This window comes from Nocardia gamkensis NBRC 108242 (assembly GCF_001612985.1).
In the GTDB taxonomy this organism is placed as follows: Bacteria; Actinomycetota; Actinomycetes; order Mycobacteriales; family Mycobacteriaceae; genus Nocardia; species Nocardia gamkensis.
The window spans coordinates 1-16,917 of the sequence record NZ_BDBM01000069.1 but is presented as its reverse complement, the minus strand read 5'-3'; the positions used below and the strand labels follow the sequence as shown (position 1 = coordinate 16,917).

Sequence of the window (16,917 nt, the reverse complement as noted above, 5' to 3'; positions counted from 1 at the left end):
TCAGCGAGACTGACTATTCCTGGGGAGCGCCATGATGACCGCAATGTATCGCCACGTCTTGATCCGGCTCTCCGTGTGCGTCGGCTTGGCCGCCGGAACCGCCGTCGCGTCCATGCCCACCGCCCATGCCGATTCAGAGAAGGTCTTCACCTGGGACCACGACATCAGGGCCGGCGACTGCACGATGTTCGGTGGCGCGCGCTGGATCTTGCACAACGACGGCATCGCGGAATTCCATGCTCTCGTCACCAGTGGTTCCGACAACGATGCCTGGCTCATGCACGCCGCCCTGTTCGACGCGAACCACGTCTATCTCGGCAACATCATCAACGACAAGCCACCGGGCGGAGATATCGGCAAGTTCGTCATCAATCTGCCTTCCTCGGCTGTCCAATACCCCTGGGATATGGACAGAGACCACCACGACGAGAAAACCTATTCACCACAGGCATTTCAGGCCGTAGCCAGGATCGAGCTGCAGAACCACTGCTGAGCCACCCCACGCGGGACAGGGCGAACTCCCCTGGTGGTCCGAACTTCGGAGCGCTCGGCGGGAGATTCCCAGCCGAGCGCTTCGTGGAGCCCGGTGCGATCTACTTCACCGTGATCGTGATCGTCCGCGCGTGCGTTTCGGCGGGTAGTGCGGTGGTGTCGACCATCAGCACCTCACCGGTGTCCTGCATGCCGTTGGCGAGGAGTTTCGCCTTCAATCCGAACGGCAGCTGATCGCCGGTGGCGGCCTCGACGCCGAAGTCGCTGTCGGCTGCGATGTAGAGGGTCTTGCCCCCGTCACGGGTGGCGACGCCCTCGATCTTGTCGTGTCCGAAGAACTTGCCGTCGGCGTTCAGGCTGTCCAGCAGGCCCCCGAGGTCCAGGCCGGACTTCTTGGTGACGGGGGTGACGCCCGCCTTACGCAGCGTGGCGACGCCGTCGGCGGTGGACACGGCACCGACCAGGAGTTCCAGTGGCTTCCCGTTCACCAGCAGGCCCAGCCGCGGATCGTATTGCGCTCCCGCAACCTTCGCCTGCGGTCCGACATCCGTCGCGCCGGTGATGTCGATGGTCCACAACTTCTTGTTCGCCTTGGGCGTTTTGTTTCCGTCGCGCTCGTCGACCAGGAAGGTGGTGTTGCTCAGCGCCATGATCTCGGAGACCGCGAGCTTCTGCTTCGGCTCCTCCAGCGGATAGACGAATTCTCTGACCTCCCGGGTCTTCAGATCCACGGTGACGATCCGGGTCATGGGCACCTCGCGCGTCGACGCGACACCCGGCTCGTTCAATGCGCTCTGCATGATGCCGACCAGGGTGCCGCCGTCCGGCGTGACGGTGAGCCCCTCCATACCCTGGTTGGGAGTGCGCAACGAAAGCTCCTCGGGCAGACCTCGGCCCGGCGCCAGCCGTTCCAGCTCGGTGCCGTCGGCGTCGAAATGCACAAGGAATGGCCCGTACTCGTCGGACACCCAGAAGCTGCCGTCGGGCATGGCGACCAGGCCCTCGATGTCGAGGCCGTGATCAGTGGGCGGCAGGATCGCGCCGTCGAGGTCGCGCATGGTCTCGCCGGTGCCGGCGGAGGTGTCGACCAAGCCGTTGAACGGGCGGCCCGCGGTCGGTGAGACCATAGAACTCGTCGGTCGATCCGGGCACCGGCGTGAACGCCGACCCGTATCCGCTGCCCTGCAGGCTCACGCCACCGAACTCACCGAACGGCGGAATATCGGGGGTGAACAACTTCACCGCGTCGGTGGTGGTCACGGTGATGCTGTCCGGCCCGCTGTACCCGGCCGCCGGCGTGTACACCACCGCACCGTCGGTGCGCCGGGTGATCGCGCCGTGCTGCGGATCGGCGATCCCGACCGCGGCGCTGCCGCCGGTCTCGGCCATCAGATCGTCCAGCGAGATCACCAAGGGCTGATCTCTGGTGGCGGTGAAGGCCGCCTCCGAGCTCGATGACGAGCAAGCCGACAGAACGGCGATCGCGCACACGGCGACCATGACGAGTGGGCTTCGGGTCCAGTGGTGCGTTCTCATCAGCGATGCGTACCGTCGGAGCCCGATCATCAGTTGGCCTCGAGCTGAACATGAGCCGTCGATCCCCGCAATCATCCGATCATTCTGCCGTGACGCCGGCCTCGGGGAGTGTGGACGCCGCGCGCGGTGGTGCGCGCCGCGGCCGGCCGGGTGGTCCGGCGCTCCGCTACGCCGGCGAACCCCTCCGAACCCGGGACGTCGGACCCGCCCGGCACATGATCGGCACCGAGGGCGTTGCTGACCAGGTGGAGTTGACGCCGCTGGGGATCGGTCAACGAAGGGACGAGCAGGGTCGGCATCCCGACCTCCACGGCTGCGCCATCGCGAGAAGGCCGGTCTCCGACCATGAGGGTTTCCTCGGGGCGAGTGCCGAGTTGCTCGCACGTGAGGCGGAATATGGCAGGGTCGGGCTTCTGGATCCCGTGCTCGTTCGACAGGACGAAAGTTTCGATCGAATCGGACAGCCCTGCCTCGGCGAAGAAGGGCCGGATGTCGAAGTGAATGTTGCTGAGTACACCTATCTTGTAGCCCTCTTCGAACAGACTGGTGAGAGTAGCCGCGGCGTCGGCAGCGAAATGGTTGTAAGTCGGGTCGGAATCCACTGCGAAAAGCGCGTCGCAGAGTTCGGTGTCGAGTCCGGCGTCCGCGAAGACCGCGTAGTAGGTCTCCCGGTGACGAGCGGCGCTCGTGTTTCCCTGCGGTGATTGCAGGCGGTTCGGTTGGCCGGCGGCCGTTCGAATGTCCTGGAGGAGGGCGATGGCGGCGGCGTCGTCGTGTCTGCGACCGGCCCGTCGCAGGGCTTCCTGCGTCCAGCGTCGGGGGGAAAGTTCTGAGACGAGAGTGCCTCGCCAGTCGAAGACGACCGCGCGGAGGTCGTGCGAGTGCGAACCAGAAGATGGCATGGAGGTGAAGGCTATCGGCGAATGGCGCTGAGACCAGCATCCACATCCGCGCCCGGCTGCTTGCCGGCACGCGGCGGGCCGGTCTCGAATCGGACAGATATGGCGTAGTGCAGTGACGGTCAGGTTCAGGACAGCTTCGGGAGTCAGAGCCGCTCATGCGGGTATGCCCGCTGCATGACCGCAGTCGAAGGGCGCCCCGAGACCGACATCCGACGCTCGATGAGCGGCTACCTCGCCACGATGGCGATGTTCGGCATCACCGTGTCCGTGGTCGCTCTGCTCGGCAGGCTGACCCACCGGCAACTGCCGCGGGCCATGAGCGTGCAGGAGCTGGTGGTCACCGCGGTCGCCGCACACAAGCTGTCGCGTACCGCGACCAAGGACACGATCACCGCACCCCTGCGCGCCCCGTTCACCCGCCCCACCGGCGACGGAGGCCCCGGCGAAGTGATGGAGCAACCCAAGGCCGCCGACGGGTGGAAACACAGCATCGGAGAGTTGCTCACCTGCCCGTTCTGCTTCGACGTCTGGGTGATCACCGGCTTCACCATCGGTCACGTGTTCGCGCCCCGCGCCACCCGCCTGGTCGCCGACGCCCTGGCCGCGTTGACCGGCGCGGACTTCCTCCACCTCGCCTACGCCAGCGCGCAACAGCTCGCCCAGCGATAGCACTGCGAGCGCTCCGGAGCCCGCGCCGAACAGCGAGTAACGCGCCGAAACCCTCGACAAAGATGCCGCGGTCGGCGAAGGGGAGGCGGCAGCGAACGCCCGGCGAATTCCCACTGAAAGACGGTGCGATCGGGCCCAGAAAGTAGGCATCGCGGTGAGGAACGGCTGCAACTCGAGCCACTCCTGCACCGGCTTCCCTCCCACACCGCGCCGGCGACCTCGAGCAGGCCGCCGAGCTGTACGCCGAGGCCTCCCGCGCGGCCACCAGCGCACCGGAGCGCGACCACCTCACCCGCGAGTCAGCGCGGGTGAGGCAGTTACTGCGTTCCTGAATACCGGCCCCATTCGGCAGCTTGACGACGACTACCGGCCGGAAACCGTTCAACTCGCGATGGGTCCGAGGAGCACAGGCAGAGCGAGCGGCCCGCAAGTGATGAACTGCGCGCTGAGCGGGATGGAGTCCGGCTCGCACGCCAGGCGCAGCCCGGGAAAGCTGTTGAACAGCGTCGACAGCGCGACCTGACTCTCCAGGCGCGCCAGAGGTGCGCCGAGACAGAAGTGCGGCCCTCGACCGAAAGCCAATTGATCTCGGTGATCGTGATCGATATCGAAGACATCGGCGTCCGGATGCCGTCGTAGATCCCGACCCACCCCGGCGTACCAGCCCACGATCGCGCCTGCGGGAACCTCTACCCCGGCGATGGTGACATCCCGCAGCGCATACCGATTGAACATGACGCAGGCCGACGAACGGAATCGCAGAACCTCCTCCACGACGTCCGACCACCGCTCCTCGGCCCTGGCTTCGGCCAGTTGCGCGGGATGCGAACACAACGCGATGACCGCGTTGCCCAACAAGTGCACCGTCGTCTCGTGGCCGGCGATGATCACCAACCACAACGTCTGGACCAGTTCGTCGTCGGTCAACCCGCTCTTGCACTGACACGGAACCGGAAGTCTCTGCCTCAGAACCGAATTCCCCGACACGAAACCAATGGAACCGAACCCCCGGTCCTCGCTCTCGGCACCCGCGTGGAATCTCCCCCGCCGACCTCGCATGCTTCGCGGCAGAAGAGCGGATTCGCAGATATGGTGAATCCCGTTGCACCGAAGCCCTGCGCCGACTGCGAAGGTGAACCGTTGCGCTCCGCATCCGCCACCGACGCGGCCGACATGCTCTTCATCCGATACCAGTCGGCAGCGCCCAACCGTCACGGCCGGTATCCCGGAGTCTTCGCATTGGTCAACGGCCTGGCTTGGGCGGGGCGGCTCACCGCACCGCAAGAGCAGTTCCGGCGCCGTGAAAATGACTGGTACCACGATAATCTCGTCGATCCCGGACGCCTCGATCCCTCGCCCTACGACCGAGGCCGCCATCCGGAGGCCGAAGCATGGTTCAAGTCCTCGGCCACCCATTTGATCGCCCGCGTGAACGGCTATCTCGCGATTCTGGACGCCCATGGCATCGAATGGTCCCGCCTGAGTTCCGATGCTCCGGGCAGGATCATCTACGACGATCCCTACCAGGTCGTCGTGGAGCGCTGGCGGCAGCCGGCAGGCCGAGAAGTCGGGTGAGTCCGTGCGGCCGGATTCGCCGGTCCGGCAGCAGCGCGACTATTCGACGCCGAGCGCCACCTCTGTCGCTTTGATGAGGACTTTGACGGCCGAGCCCTCGGTGAGTTCCAGGTCGTCGACCGCGTCTCGGGTAATCGAGGAGGTGATCTCGTCACCGCCGGTGAGCCGGACACGGACCACGGCCATGGCTTCGCCGCGGGTGACGGAGATGACGGTGCCGTCGAGTTGATTGCGGGTGGATAGCTGCATGCCGGTGATGGTACGCAGGCAAATCGCGGATGGTGGGCATTGCCGACTGACTTTCCCGGGCAGCGCGAAGATCGCGGCCGCGTTCGCGGTGGTCAATGGTTGCGCATCTACGGCACGTACCGACGCATGCGACGACTCGGCCCGAGCCGGAATGGGCGGTTTGCCCGGCGGTAATCGAGTTTGCTGTCGCTAGTACGGGCGATCCGGGTGTCTCACCGTTGAATGCCCCCGGTGACCGGTTGCGCCGCCAGCTTCTCCACCACGGCAAGCAGGTCGTCCAGCAGGGCGCGTGTCCCCTCCATCAGCGCGACGGCCTCACGCGTCATGGTGCTCACTTCCGCGAGCCGCTCGTCCACCGCCGCGAGGGTGGTCCGAGACGCCACCATTGTCTGCGCTGCCGTGGTCAACGTGGTGCTGACGACGTCGAGGGTCGCCTCGGTCCTGGCGAACGTATCCTCCACCCGGCACAAGACCGATTCCACGTCGACGAGAGTTCGCTCGGCCCGGCCGACCATCTCGAACGGCCCCTTCGTCAGCAGTCCCATGACGTCTTTCGTCCTTCCCATCTCAGCCCACTATCCGATGCGCGGCACCGTCGACGCCCACGCACACCCGGCCGGTAACGCTGCACCGCCGACGGCTCGTAAGTCACGCTGCAGCCCACGGGGCCATTCGTCGACGAATGGCCGGTCGCGCACGGCATCGCGACTGTGTATGCCAATTCTTCTACCTATTCCCTAGTAAAGACGCAGCGATCGGCACAACCGTCGCAGTCTCACAAATTATACTGAAGTATAATAATTGTGCCTCGGCACAGAGCGTGCCGCGGCTCGAAATATGACCCAAGTCACACCCACAGCACTCCGTCATCCGGCCACGCGCAAGCTGTAACCCGCACGCTCCGTTTACGAGTCGCGTACGGAATCACCGATACGCTGCAGGGTTGCCCGTCGAGCACCCGCCGAGTTCGGCGGCAATGGCGCAAGAGCCGAGGGCCGGGCGCGCCACGAGCGAGCGGTTATGCTGTAGCATAACCGCTTATCGAAGACGAGTTCGAGTCGAGAAGGAGCGCGCGGTATGGGCAATGGCGCCTTCTCCGACCGCCTCGAGTACTTGTTCCGAACGATGCCGAACCCCGAAGGCAGACGCTATACCGCCGACGAGATAGCGCGCCGCGCCACCGACCTCGGCTACCCGATTTCGGCGGTATACGTCGCGCAATTGCGTTCCGGGCTGAAGCAGAACCCCTCACTCAAACATGCCACCGGCCTGGCCGCGGCATTCGACGTGGACATTCGATTCTTCACCGATGAGGAAGCCTGGCAGCGCGGCCGCCAAGAGATCGAATACCTGCGCCTGAGCACGGCACCCGGCCTCGAAGCCGTGGCCTTCCGCGCGATGGACCTGTCCCAGCAGTCGTTGGCCTCGTTGATCGACTACCTGAAGTTCCTCCGCGTACAAGAAGGGCTTCCCCCGGACCCGCCGGATCTGCCTGAACCCCCGTCATGATGCGCAACGATGCCCGGCCGGGCGCCTGTTCGACAGCAGTTCCGCTGCGAGCATCCCGGTGATCGCGGTCGGTGTGCGCCCGGAGCCCGGCTACCCGTCCGGACGGTTCACGCTCAGGACCGAAGGGGTTCGGGCGTCGAAAAGCTCTGCGGCAGTGAGTTCGTAGGCCGCGTGGCGGGGACTGTCGCGTGCTGCGGCGCGGATCGATTCGTGGTCCAGCCGGTAGGCCGCGGCCAACGCCGGCGCTTCGCGTTGCAGCAGTCGTAGGGCGTCACTGACCTCGATCAACATATCGGTCACGCGCGTTTCCGCGCGCCTGCTCACGCGGGAGCGGAATCGCACCTGCGGGTAGCGTTGCGTCAGCCAGTGGTGCAGGGGTGCAAGTCGTTCGATGTAGGAGCTGGCCAGTCGAGCGCTTCGAAGTATCCCCAGCACGACAGGACCGGTTGTGCCGACCACCAGCAGAACACTCACCGCGACTTGAAACGAGATGGTGAGGCGTTGCGCCCACAGCGGCGGCATGGCCGGCCACAGACCGACGACGACGAGCACCCAGATCTCGTACCCGACGAGCAGGACGCACACGCCTGCCAGCACACTCAAAAGGATTCGCCGCCACTGTCGCTCGCGCACACCGGCGCGAGCCGCCGCACCCGCCAAGGTGGACATCGCGTGGATCACCACGATCGCCTGGACGGCCCAGTACAGTTGCATCCGCGGATTCCCGGAGAATTCCCGCGCGAAACCCAGTCCATCCGGCCGCTGCGGCGAAGTCATGAAGAGCGAGACCAGAACTACTCCGACAGACCCGTATACCGCGCGTGCCACAACTACCCGTTGTCGCGTCGGCGGATCGGCTGACAGATGGTTTCGCCAGTACAGGGTTGTCAAGACTATTGCGGTCACAGCACACAGGTTGCTCAACAAGTATGCGGTGTTGGCGCGGATAGGCGCGAACACACCCTGGAAGGCCGGAGCGAGCAAGAGGTAGCTGAGCGCGACCAACCCGAGGATGGCGATGGGCCTCCATTGTCCCCGAGCGCCTTGCGGTGCCAGCTGCCATGCCAACGCGCCGACAACCACACCGATGAACGCCGAGATCGCCCCGGCGAACTGTGCCACTCGCCTACTCGATCCGAGTGCGCGGAAAGCCCAGCGCCGCAAGCAACCCGGCAGACTCACCGGTGCCTGCGTCACTCCACAGGATCGTGCGCAGGGTTTGCCTGGCGAAGTCCTCTGCTTCGCGCTCGCTCCCGGTGTCGTAGGCCGATCGGTATCTGACGTGCGCGAAGCGCGCGATGGCTGCGGGACCGAGTATGGAACACAGCGCCTCGCCCGCGTCGACCCGATGCTCGACCGAGGCGTGGCCGTACAGGATGTGGCCTGCTTCGTGCAGCACGGTGTTGATGCGGGCGATCTCGGGCAAGTCGGCGTCGAATTCGATGAGATCTCCCGTGCCGGTGCGCATCCATCTGCCCGCCACCGATGGCGGCAGAGTGGAGCTGGCGGCGATGCTGACCGGGATACCGCTGGCGGAGGCCAGAATTCGGCCGAACGCGGTCAGTGTGAACGGTTGCAGCTGGGCGGTACGCCGCTGAACTTCGGTGCGGGTTCGACGCTGCGCGCGACGGGTCGCGTTCGATTTCCAAGTACGGATCGTCGCCACCGCCCATCCTTCGCCACACTCGGTCTGCATGATTCTGCCGCAGCACGGGGTGTGAGCGTGAGGCGTCCGCGCCCCTGAATTTCCAGGGCATCCTCGCGGGGTGCGTCGGGCGAGCTCGAGTGCGTGGTGGGCGGGGTGCTCAGCGAGGGGATCCGTACCATCCCCGATATGTCTTCTCGCACGGCTGCGCAGGCGGAGCAGAGCCGGCGCCCGGCATACCGCCGGGCGCGCTCAGCTCACTTCGTGTAGTCGTCGAGCAGTATCTTCTTCTGCACGTTGCCCGTCGCGTTACCCGGCAGTGCCTCGACGATGCGGATCTCTCGCGGACGCTTGTGGACCGACAGGGAGTTGGCGACGAAGTCGATGATCGAATCCTCGGCGAGGTGGCGGGCTCCACGCAGGCAGGCCGGCCGGCGGCCGGAACGACGACCCGCCTGTCATGCCGACGTCCCGATGAGCGCCGTTCGAGCGGGGTGGAGATACCTCAGGCGACGCGGTGCGGCGCGTGCGGAGTTCCTCAGTATCGACGCATACACCCGCAGCGCGGGCCGGTCCGTCCAATGCTCCGGCACATCGAGCAGATCACGCGCTCGCGGGTGTTGCATCGCTCGTACGACAGCATCCGGTAACGCCCGTGGTATCCACGCGTCCGGGCGCAACACCTGTGGCGCCAGTCGCAGCGCGGCTGGACTGGCCTGCAGCGCTGTCGCGCAGGTCTGTTCGACATAGTCGCGAAACTCCGGCAGCGTGCCCGGCATATGCCGCGCGGAAATTCCGTAGCGGTCATACCATTCGACGCACTCGCCGTAGAGGCGCTCGCTTTCCGCGGGCGTCAGTGGGCGAATGAAGGTGTTGATCGCGAAGAACAGCGTGTCGACATAGGTCGCATGCTGAAAGAAGAAGACATCCGGCCGTAGAGCGTGGTAGCGGGCGCCGAGATCATCGGTGCCGTGTACGTGGGCGTGCCCCGCATGGATCAGCGACCGCAGATCCCGGTCGGAGTACGCGATCTGCACCATCGCGTTGACGGTGCGGCGCTTGTGCAACCACAGGCGATAGGTCACGTGCTCGGTGAGCGCCGCGGCGATCGCGGGATGCAGGATCTGCAGAGCCACCGCCCGGGGAAGCGCCAACGCGAAACGCCGGTCGCCGAGATACTTTCGTAGCAGCGGTAGTGGTGGATTCACGCCTTCCGAGCCATTCCTATGACGCGGAACGGTCGTCACACCAACGGCTTTCCGAGCGCGCGCCGCCTGCGCATATCATGGAGGTAGGTCTCGAACGGATACAACCGCCAGCGCTCGGGAAGCACTCGCAGTACCAGACCGATCGAGCGCATCGTCACCTCGAAGATCCGCTGGCGGCGCGGGCTCCAAGCCAGCCCCAGTTCGTCGCGGAAATGTTGCGGGAGAAAGCCCGTGGTGAAGAACCGGTTCACCCGGCGGAACGCCCAACGCTCGAGGCGTCGGTAGGGCCCCAGATCGACGACTTCGTCGAGCAGATACGCCCGCACCTCGTCATCCAGGGTGAGATCCGACAGCTTCGAGTCCCAGTACCGCGCGAACGCCGCGCGGTCTCGCGGCCACAGCTCCGGTCGCATCTGCAACATGGTTCCGAACCGGCTGGACTCGCGGTACACCTCGTCGGCCAGATCCTCATCCGCCGGGCCGTACAGGTAGGTCAGGGAATCGATCGTGCCGCGGTAGAGGCACGCGGCGACCCACAACTGCAGTTCCGGATCGAAGGCGTTGTACTTCACCGGACTGTCGGGGCCGGATCGCACATACCGGTGCGACGTGTTCACCGCCGCACGATAGGCCGCCCGGTCTTCCTCGGTACCGAGCATCGCCACCGCCAGGTAGGTCAGGGTCGTGCGGCCGCGCTTGCGCGGATGCAGGGTGTACCGGCCGCTGTCGACCGTGCTCTCGACAACGCCGCGGCCGACCGGAGGGAAGCTCAGCTGCATGATCACATTGGCCGGGCCGCCCAGCAGCGCCGCAGGGCCCGCCATGTAGCGGCGGCGGCGACCGAGATCCACATCGGGTGAGGTCAGCAGCGGCGCCGACGGTTCAGGACTGGACATGCCGAACTCCCGCGAGATATTGGTATAAGTTACAAATCATTCTCTCAATAACACGCACGATCGGCAACCACGAACTCACGGCTGCCCCGGGTTGCACTCACGCATATGTGAACGCTCATTCCTGCGACGCGATAGGCGTCATCAGCCGCAGGGGCGGTGTCGACGGGATAGCGCGGACCCGGGGTTCGATCGCCGATCGGCCCGACTGGAGGTATTCGATGACAAAGACACTGGGATCGCCGCTCGCGGCAGTCCGCTCGATAGCCGACCTGGCATCGGCGGCCGTCGTGCTCGCCAAGCGCGGGATGTTCGATCCGGCGCGCCCGGCCGAGACGATCCGCGTGATGCGCGAGGCTTCCGTGTACGGCCCGTTCGTCACCGTGCTGGCACACGCCACCCGCCGCCATGGCGCCGCCCCCGCCATCGCCGATGAACGCGGAACACTCACCTTCGCTCAACTCGATCAGCAGTCGAACGCGCTGGCCCGAGGGCTCATCGGCGCGGGGATAAGCTCCGGCACCGTCCTCGCGGCGCTGTGCCGCGACCACCGCGGAATGGTGTTGACGCTCCTGGCGGCCGGGAAGGTGGGCGCCCGCGTCGTGTTGATGAACACCGGCTTCGCCGGGCCCCAGCTCGCCGAGGTCGCCGAGCGGGAGAATGTCGGGGCGATCCTGCTCGACAGCGAATTCCTCCGATTGCTCGGCGCGGTCCCCGGGTCGGTGCCTCGCATCCTGACCTGGGTGGACGAGGCCGACGCCGTCGAGGCGCAGACACCGACGATCGACCTGCTCATCGCGGCGAACTCGACCGCGCCGCTGCCTGCCCCGAAACGCCCCGGCGGCATCGTCATTCTGACCAGTGGGACCACCGGCACGCCCAAAGGCGCCCCACGAGACAAGGTCTCACCATTGCAATCGGCGCAATTCCTGCACCGGGTGCCGATGCCGCGCAACGACACGGTCGTGATGGCGGCCCCCATCTTCCACGGCACCGGTCTGTCGCAGTTCACTCTCGGCTGGGCGTTGGGCAACAAGATCGTCTTCCAGCAGCGCAAGTTCGATCCGCGACGAACCCTCGCCGACGTCGCCGATCACCGCGCCGCCACTTTGGTCGTCGTGCCGACCATGCTGCAACGCATCCTCGACCTCGGCCCCGCCGTACTCGAGCAGTACGACACGACATCACTGAAAGTCGTCTTCACCGCGGGATCACCCGTCTCGCCGGACCTCAGCAGGCGCACAGCCGACGCTTTCGGTGAGGTGCTGTACAACCTCTACGCCTCGACCGAAGTCGCGGTCGCCGCCGTGGCCACTCCGCACGACATGCGAGTGGCGCCGGGAACCGTCGGCAAACCTCCCGTGGGTTGCCGCGTCGCGCTCTACGACGCGCAACGCAACAAGATCACCACACCCGGCGAGGTGGGCACGATCTTCGTCTCGAGCGGACTCAGCTTCTCCGGCTACACCGACGGCCGGAACAAGGAAATCGTCGACGGGCTGCTGTCCAGCGGCGACGTCGGCCACTTCGACGCCGAGGGCCGCCTGTTCATCGACGGCCGCGACGACGACATGATCATCTCCGGCGGCGAGAACGTCTATCCACTGGAAGTGGAGAACCTCCTGGTCGACCGCCCCGACATCCTCGAAGCCGCAGTCGTGGGCGTCGAGGACGCGGACTTCGGAAAACGGTTGCGCGCCTTCGTCGTTCCCGCCGAGGATGCCGAGCGCGACCCACAGGAGATCAAGGACTACGTCAGAGCGAACCTCGCCCGCCACAAAGTCCCCCGCGAGGTGGTGTTCGTCGACGAGCTGCCGCGAAACGCCACCGGCAAGCTGATGCGGCGCAAACTCGAGGAGGCCGACATATAGTTACGGGCTCATCTCGAATGTGCCCGCGTAGCTCATCACCTCGTCGTGCAGACGGGCGGTTCGCTGCTCGTCGACGACCGGTTTGCGCAGCACATTCAAGGCCCAATCCTGCTGCGCGGAGGTCGAAGAAGCCTTCGAGAACAACCCGAGCGCGTAGGCGGAGAAGTCGCGCACGAATACCTCGAAGATGGAATCCACGATGTCTTCGGATGTCCCGACGATCGCGGCCTGCTCCAGGATGAGCTGTCCGTAGGGCAGCAGCGTGAACAACTCCCCCACCGCCAATTGGTAGTCCAGGTCCTCCAACTGGGCCGGGGTCGGCGGCGCCTCCACCGGGAACCGGGTGAGTCGCTCCGCCTGCTCGATGAAAAGGGCCACGTTGGGCAGGTGGCGGTAATTCGCATAGGCCGACCGCCAGTCGGCGAATCGGACCTTGCCCAATCCCGCGGCGCCCGGCTGCCGGAACAGCGATTCGTCGTCGCCCGGATCCCGTCGTACCGGCACCGGTGGCAACTGCGCCGGATCGAAGAGGAAGTTCGGCATGAATTTCAGCGTGAGTGCCATATTGACATGGGCGGTGCCTTCCAGTCGTGGCATGGAGTCGATCGTGCCGCGGGCTGTGGCGAAGTAGCTGTCCTTCTCGAAACCCTTGGCGGAGATCACATCCGAGAGTTCCCTGAACACCCGCTCGGCCTCACGCGTGACCTTCATCTTGCCGATGGAATTGAACATCACGAAGCGGCGATCCTCCGGGGTCGAGCATCGCATGTAATCGATCGCTCGTTCGTGGTAGAGGCGCATGCCGTTCATGCGAACGTAGCTGTCGGACAGGATTTGCCGAACCTGCCCGAAATCGGTGACGGGATGTCCGAACAGGATCTTGGCGCTCGCGTGGTTGATCGTCTCGTAGAAGCAGTGCTCCACGATGCCCAGCGCGACCATGCCGATATTGAATTTGCCGCAGTTGACCGCGGCGAGGGCGGAGTCGAATGCCTTCCGACCCACGTGCAGTACGTCGTCGGCCGAGACGGGATAGTCCACCAGGTCGTAGGCGGAGACGAAATTCTGGCCGTGGATGACGTTCTTGACCAGACGGTAGTTCGGGTGCTGGCTGTCGGCGATGAACCAGACATACGCGTCGGGACCTTCGAGGTCGGTGCGTCGGCCGATGGTCGGCACGATCCGGGCCACGTTGCCGTTGCCGATGTAGTACTTGCTGCCGGTGGCGGTGAACCCGCCCGCATCGTCGGGGGTGAGCAGCATGTCGGTGGCGTAGATGTCGGCGCCGTGATCCTTTTCCGACAGTCCGAAGCCGATGATCCCGCCGCGGTCGAGTTCCTCGGCGGCACGCAGATGCGCCTTGCCGTTGGCGCTCTGCCAGATGGTGGCGAGACCGAGCGTGGAGACGCCCCACGCGTACCAGTACTGCGATCCGTAGAAACCGGTGATCTCGTTGAACCGGGAGATGAACGCGGTGTCCCAGCGCTTTTCCGGATCAGCGCCCGAGCTTGCCCGCGGAGTCGCCATGTAGGCGATGATCCGGCTCTCGGCGAGGAACCGCATCCAGTCGTCGTACCACTCCGCCCGGAACGCATCGCTGGTGAGCGCCTGCTTGCCCTTCTTCTCGAAGAAGTCGACCACCGACCGCAGCCGAGCCCTGGTGGCTGGGTCGAATTCCTCGAACGTCTCGGTTCTCGGGTTGAACAGGGCCATGGCTAGGCCGCCTTTCGAAGTGATGGCAAGTGCCATCACTTTAGAACTGAAGGCAGCCGCCGTCAATCTGCGGATGAGGCGCGAAGCAGGCGGCGGCAGGCCTCGTCGAACGTGCGGACAACGCGACATCTCCGGTCACCGATATGGTTCGTCGGCTGCCCGGACAGAGTCCACCGGCGAAGCCGGACGGTGAACCTCGCGGGCAATCGGATCGAGAAGATGCCCCAGAGCGCTCCGTCGACGGAGCGGCCGCTGAGCGCGATGCGTCGCGCTCAGCGGCCCGAGGGCGGTCAGGGGCGGGCTTCCTCGATCAGGCGCTGCCGCAGCCAGGTCAGAGGGGTGAGCGCATCCGGGCCGAGGGTGTATGAGGGGTAACTCTGATGGATGCCGGATTTGAGGAAATCGTCGATCTGTTGCTTTCGCTGTTCGTAGGCGGAGGCGTTGATCTGGTCGGAGAGCAGGCCCAGGCCGCCCGCGGCCAGTGCGTCGCCGATGATTTCGGTCGCCTGTTGCTGATAGTTGCCCATTTTTCCCGGATCCGGATTCGAGAGTTGGACGAAGAAGCCGGCGATCCGTCCGGCGAAGTCGCCCTCTGGCATCGCGCAGTACAGATCACCCGCGGCGCAGAAGGTGTAGGTGCGCGGGGTGAGCCAACCGAAACCTCCCGGGCGAGGTCCGGCCGCTCCGGCGCCCGGGACGGGCGGGCCGATCAGGGTGTCGTTGGGTGAGCGCCGAGGATCGGAGATCAGCCCGACCAGGACCACCCGGTGCGGCGGCATCACGCCCAGGCCGGTGCCGATCTCGGCCGCGAGATCACCCGCGGCGTCCGCGCCTTGGCTGTAGCCGAGCAACGCGATCCGGGTGGCTTCGCACGCTTGCGCCATGTCCGAGGCCAGCGTGCGCGCTTTGTCGATCGCCTCTTGCTTGGAGCGGCCGTACACTTCACTTTCCCAAGGGAACGCCGTCGCCGCGTAAGGAACGTAGTCGACCTGGACGTCCCCGGGTAAACCGTTGAGGCTCGATGCGAGCATTCCTTTGCCCGGATCGGTACTGGATGTCTCCCACGTTCCGGGGATCGCCACGACATACAAGTCCGGGCAATGACTCGGTGCGCCATCGGCAAAAGGCGCGCCACCGAGTTGCACAGTAGCGGTTACCGCTGCGGCCACACACGCGGCGGCTATCGTCTTCCATCGGGTGAACATCGAATTCTCCGTGTTTCAAAGCACCGAGGTCACGTGATCGAGATGGATTGCGGCGGACAGCGGGAATCACAGTACAGCCGGGACGCGCGCAACGTGCACCATTCTCCGGCATTCACACCGGAGGGCGGCGATGCGACACGGCATCGATCACACGCCACCTCGATGTCGCGGACTCGGGTCAGCGGTGTGGTTGGGTCATGTCCCGGTTCATGGTGGGCAGTTCGATACTGATCGGCATCCGCAACTCGGCCAGATACACCAACGCCGCCCGCCGCAGGAACTCATCGAACAACCAATACGCATCCGGCGCCAACGGCACCACCGGCAACAACCCCTCCCGCACCGCGATGAACGGCCCCCAACTCACCCGCAACAACGGATCCCACACCGGCTCACGCGCGATAGCCAACCCATCCGCGATCTCATCCCCCAGCAAAAACCGGGTGAACGCCCCCAACACCGGCTTACTCACCACCGCCAAATCCAGATTCGCCCCCAACCGCAACAACCGATCCGCCAACTTCGCCCCCTCCGGCGTCGGCGCCAACACCGGATCCAACACCTGCGCCGCCTGCGCGTTCGCCTCACCCCACGAATTCGGAATGTACTCATCCCGAATCCCCAACATATGCGCCCCCACCTGCCAGGAATGCAAAAACGCCTCCGACTCCGCCTCCGGCATCGGCACCCCCCACGCCGTCAAATGCTTCATCACCGTCGTCGGCAAACTATGCCACGTCACCATCATGTCGTTCTGACTGATCGGCACCTGCTCATCCGCCGAAGCCACCCAATGCGGCGACCGCGGCAACAAATGCCGCACCGCCGCATGCACCAACCGCGTCTTCACACACGTCACCACCATCTCCCCATCCGGCGCATACGCATTCGCCGTCCCGATGTCATACCCCAACTTCGCGGTCTTGGTGATCCGATCCTTCAGATCATGACCCCCCTTCGAGTAATACACCGCCCGCGCCTCCTTCGGGATCACCGTCGACATCATCCCGCTGGCCAACCCATACAACACCCCCAAATACAACCCCCGCTTCTTGTTGAACTCCACCGCCGTCGCCAACTTCCCCGGATCCGTCCACACCGGCAACCGCCGCGCATACTCCATGAAATCCCGCAAATCCCCCGGCAACCCCTCCGGCAACGGCTGACCATTACGCGTCCAGGACCGCAACAACCCATTCACCCTGCCCACCTCCCCCCGATCCAACAACGACGCCACCAACTCATCCGCCTCCGGATCCCACACCGTCAACGGATCAACCCCCTCCCCACCACCAGCCACCGACCCCGACGGCGACCACGACCACGGCACCGCCCGCCCCGGCACCCCCACCGCCGACAACGCACCCACCGCCCCCAACACCCCACCAGCCCGCAACGCCTCACGCCTACTGAAACCATCCATCACAACACCACTCCTCATTGAGCCGGG

Annotated in this window: 18 protein-coding genes and 1 pseudogene; 5 read left to right on the top strand and 14 right to left on the bottom strand. The window is 65.3% G+C overall.

Going from position 1 to position 16,917, the window contains the following annotated elements; all coding sequences use genetic code 11:
- Positions 1–31 precede the first annotated feature (31 nt).
- A complete protein-coding gene (locus NG1_RS32215; RefSeq protein WP_157114369.1) occupies positions 32–493 on the top strand; it encodes a DUF6294 family protein in 462 nt (153 codons plus the stop codon).
- Between the two features lie 100 nt (positions 494–593).
- On the opposite strand, the gene NG1_RS32210 is transcribed toward NG1_RS32215, so the two are convergent.
- From NG1_RS32210 to NG1_RS32205, 3 genes are all read right to left on the bottom strand, one after another.
- Complete coding sequence (locus NG1_RS32210; protein ID WP_309247340.1) at positions 594–1,619, bottom strand: esterase-like activity of phytase family protein; 1,026 nt, start codon at positions 1,617–1,619, stop codon at positions 594–596.
- Positions 1,513–1,881, bottom strand: coding sequence for an Ig-like domain-containing protein (locus tag NG1_RS39155; protein WP_309247341.1), 369 nt, complete (start codon positions 1,879–1,881; stop codon positions 1,513–1,515). Before NG1_RS39155 ends, NG1_RS32210 begins: the two co-directional genes overlap by 107 nt.
- A 218-nt stretch (positions 1,882–2,099) precedes the next feature.
- On the bottom strand, positions 2,100–2,930 hold the full coding sequence (locus NG1_RS32205) for an HAD family hydrolase (RefSeq protein ID WP_063910496.1): 831 nt from the start codon (positions 2,928–2,930) through the stop codon (positions 2,100–2,102).
- Positions 2,931–3,104: 174 nt separating this feature from the next.
- Between NG1_RS32205 and NG1_RS32200 the strand changes: the two genes are divergently transcribed.
- On the top strand, positions 3,105–3,599 hold the full coding sequence (locus NG1_RS32200; RefSeq protein WP_062977228.1) for a DUF1360 domain-containing protein: 495 nt from the start codon (positions 3,105–3,107) through the stop codon (positions 3,597–3,599).
- 381 nt (positions 3,600–3,980) lie between these two features.
- Here the strand turns inward: NG1_RS32200 and NG1_RS32195 are convergent, their stop codons facing one another.
- Positions 3,981–4,526, bottom strand: a complete 546-nt coding sequence (locus NG1_RS32195) for a cytochrome P450 (protein WP_062977226.1) — start codon at positions 4,524–4,526, stop codon at positions 3,981–3,983.
- 105 nt (positions 4,527–4,631) lie between these two features.
- On the opposite strand from NG1_RS32195, the gene NG1_RS32190 reads away from it, so the two are divergent.
- Positions 4,632–5,174 (top strand): hypothetical protein, encoded by a 543-nt coding sequence (locus tag NG1_RS32190; protein ID WP_210750082.1) that lies wholly within the window; start codon positions 4,632–4,634, stop codon positions 5,172–5,174.
- 39 nt (positions 5,175–5,213) lie between these two features.
- On the opposite strand, the gene NG1_RS32185 is transcribed toward NG1_RS32190, so the two are convergent.
- Positions 5,214–5,423, bottom strand: coding sequence for a TOBE domain-containing protein (locus NG1_RS32185; RefSeq protein ID WP_062977257.1), 210 nt, complete (start codon positions 5,421–5,423; stop codon positions 5,214–5,216).
- A gap of 212 nt (positions 5,424–5,635) precedes the next feature.
- A complete protein-coding gene (locus tag NG1_RS32180; RefSeq protein ID WP_062977224.1) occupies positions 5,636–5,989 on the bottom strand; it encodes a hypothetical protein in 354 nt (117 codons plus the stop codon).
- Positions 5,990–6,500: 511 nt separating this feature from the next.
- On the opposite strand from NG1_RS32180, the gene NG1_RS32175 reads away from it, so the two are divergent.
- Positions 6,501–6,932, top strand: coding sequence for a hypothetical protein (locus tag NG1_RS32175; RefSeq protein ID WP_062977222.1), 432 nt, complete (start codon positions 6,501–6,503; stop codon positions 6,930–6,932).
- A gap of 90 nt (positions 6,933–7,022) precedes the next feature.
- On the opposite strand, the gene NG1_RS32170 is transcribed toward NG1_RS32175, so the two are convergent.
- The 5 genes and pseudogenes from NG1_RS32170 to NG1_RS32155 form a co-directional block, all read right to left on the bottom strand.
- Positions 7,023–7,709, bottom strand: coding sequence for a hypothetical protein (locus tag NG1_RS32170; RefSeq protein ID WP_157114368.1), 687 nt, complete (start codon positions 7,707–7,709; stop codon positions 7,023–7,025).
- A gap of 349 nt (positions 7,710–8,058) precedes the next feature.
- Complete coding sequence (locus tag NG1_RS32165; protein WP_062977218.1) at positions 8,059–8,598, bottom strand: hypothetical protein; 540 nt, start codon at positions 8,596–8,598, stop codon at positions 8,059–8,061.
- A gap of 236 nt (positions 8,599–8,834) precedes the next feature.
- Positions 8,835–8,966: pseudogene (locus NG1_RS39275) on the bottom strand (hypothetical protein); the annotation flags it as partial.
- Positions 8,967–9,035: 69 nt separating this feature from the next.
- Positions 9,036–9,785, bottom strand: coding sequence for an oxygenase MpaB family protein (locus NG1_RS32160; RefSeq protein WP_062977216.1), 750 nt, complete (start codon positions 9,783–9,785; stop codon positions 9,036–9,038).
- Between the two features lie 35 nt (positions 9,786–9,820).
- Positions 9,821–10,681, bottom strand: coding sequence for an oxygenase MpaB family protein (locus NG1_RS32155; protein ID WP_062977214.1), 861 nt, complete (start codon positions 10,679–10,681; stop codon positions 9,821–9,823).
- A gap of 218 nt (positions 10,682–10,899) precedes the next feature.
- Between NG1_RS32155 and NG1_RS32150 the strand changes: the two genes are divergently transcribed.
- Entirely contained in the window at positions 10,900–12,549 is a 1,650-nt protein-coding gene (locus NG1_RS32150) for an acyl-CoA synthetase (protein WP_062977212.1), read from the top strand.
- On the opposite strand, the gene NG1_RS32145 is transcribed toward NG1_RS32150, so the two are convergent.
- The 3 genes from NG1_RS32145 to NG1_RS32135 form a co-directional block, all read right to left on the bottom strand.
- Complete coding sequence (locus tag NG1_RS32145; protein ID WP_062977210.1) at positions 12,550–14,262, bottom strand: acyl-CoA dehydrogenase family protein; 1,713 nt, start codon at positions 14,260–14,262, stop codon at positions 12,550–12,552.
- A gap of 290 nt (positions 14,263–14,552) precedes the next feature.
- The gene (locus NG1_RS32140) at positions 14,553–15,467 is read right to left on the bottom strand and encodes a cutinase family protein (protein ID WP_062977208.1); all 915 of its coding nucleotides are present in this window, start codon (positions 15,465–15,467) and stop codon (positions 14,553–14,555) included.
- A gap of 178 nt (positions 15,468–15,645) precedes the next feature.
- Complete coding sequence (locus NG1_RS32135; protein ID WP_062977206.1) at positions 15,646–16,890, bottom strand: oxygenase MpaB family protein; 1,245 nt, start codon at positions 16,888–16,890, stop codon at positions 15,646–15,648.
- Positions 16,891–16,917 lie beyond the last annotated feature (27 nt).

Coding starts and splice junctions, on each gene's coding strand:
- NG1_RS32140 (WP_062977208.1), bottom strand. CDS start 15,467: ATGTTCACCCGATGGAAGACGATAGCCGCCGCGTGTGTGGCCGCAGCG.
- NG1_RS32180 (WP_062977224.1), bottom strand. CDS start 5,989: ATGGGAAGGACGAAAGACGTCATGGGACTGCTGACGAAGGGGCCGTTC.
- NG1_RS32205 (WP_063910496.1), bottom strand. CDS start 2,930: ATGCCATCTTCTGGTTCGCACTCGCACGACCTCCGCGCGGTCGTCTTC.
- NG1_RS32175 (WP_062977222.1), top strand. CDS start 6,501: ATGGGCAATGGCGCCTTCTCCGACCGCCTCGAGTACTTGTTCCGAACG.
- NG1_RS32200 (WP_062977228.1), top strand. CDS start 3,105: ATGACCGCAGTCGAAGGGCGCCCCGAGACCGACATCCGACGCTCGATG.
- NG1_RS32155 (WP_062977214.1), bottom strand. CDS start 10,681: ATGTCCAGTCCTGAACCGTCGGCGCCGCTGCTGACCTCACCCGATGTG.
- NG1_RS32145 (WP_062977210.1), bottom strand. CDS start 14,262: ATGGCCCTGTTCAACCCGAGAACCGAGACGTTCGAGGAATTCGACCCA.
- NG1_RS32135 (WP_062977206.1), bottom strand. CDS start 16,890: ATGGATGGTTTCAGTAGGCGTGAGGCGTTGCGGGCTGGTGGGGTGTTG.
- NG1_RS32215 (WP_157114369.1), top strand. CDS start 32: ATGATGACCGCAATGTATCGCCACGTCTTGATCCGGCTCTCCGTGTGC.
- NG1_RS39155 (WP_309247341.1), bottom strand. CDS start 1,881: ATGGCCGAGACCGGCGGCAGCGCCGCGGTCGGGATCGCCGATCCGCAG.
- NG1_RS32210 (WP_309247340.1), bottom strand. CDS start 1,619: ATGGTCTCACCGACCGCGGGCCGCCCGTTCAACGGCTTGGTCGACACC.
- NG1_RS32170 (WP_157114368.1), bottom strand. CDS start 7,709: ATGACTTCGCCGCAGCGGCCGGATGGACTGGGTTTCGCGCGGGAATTC.
- NG1_RS32185 (WP_062977257.1), bottom strand. CDS start 5,423: ATGCAGCTATCCACCCGCAATCAACTCGACGGCACCGTCATCTCCGTC.
- NG1_RS32150 (WP_062977212.1), top strand. CDS start 10,900: ATGACAAAGACACTGGGATCGCCGCTCGCGGCAGTCCGCTCGATAGCC.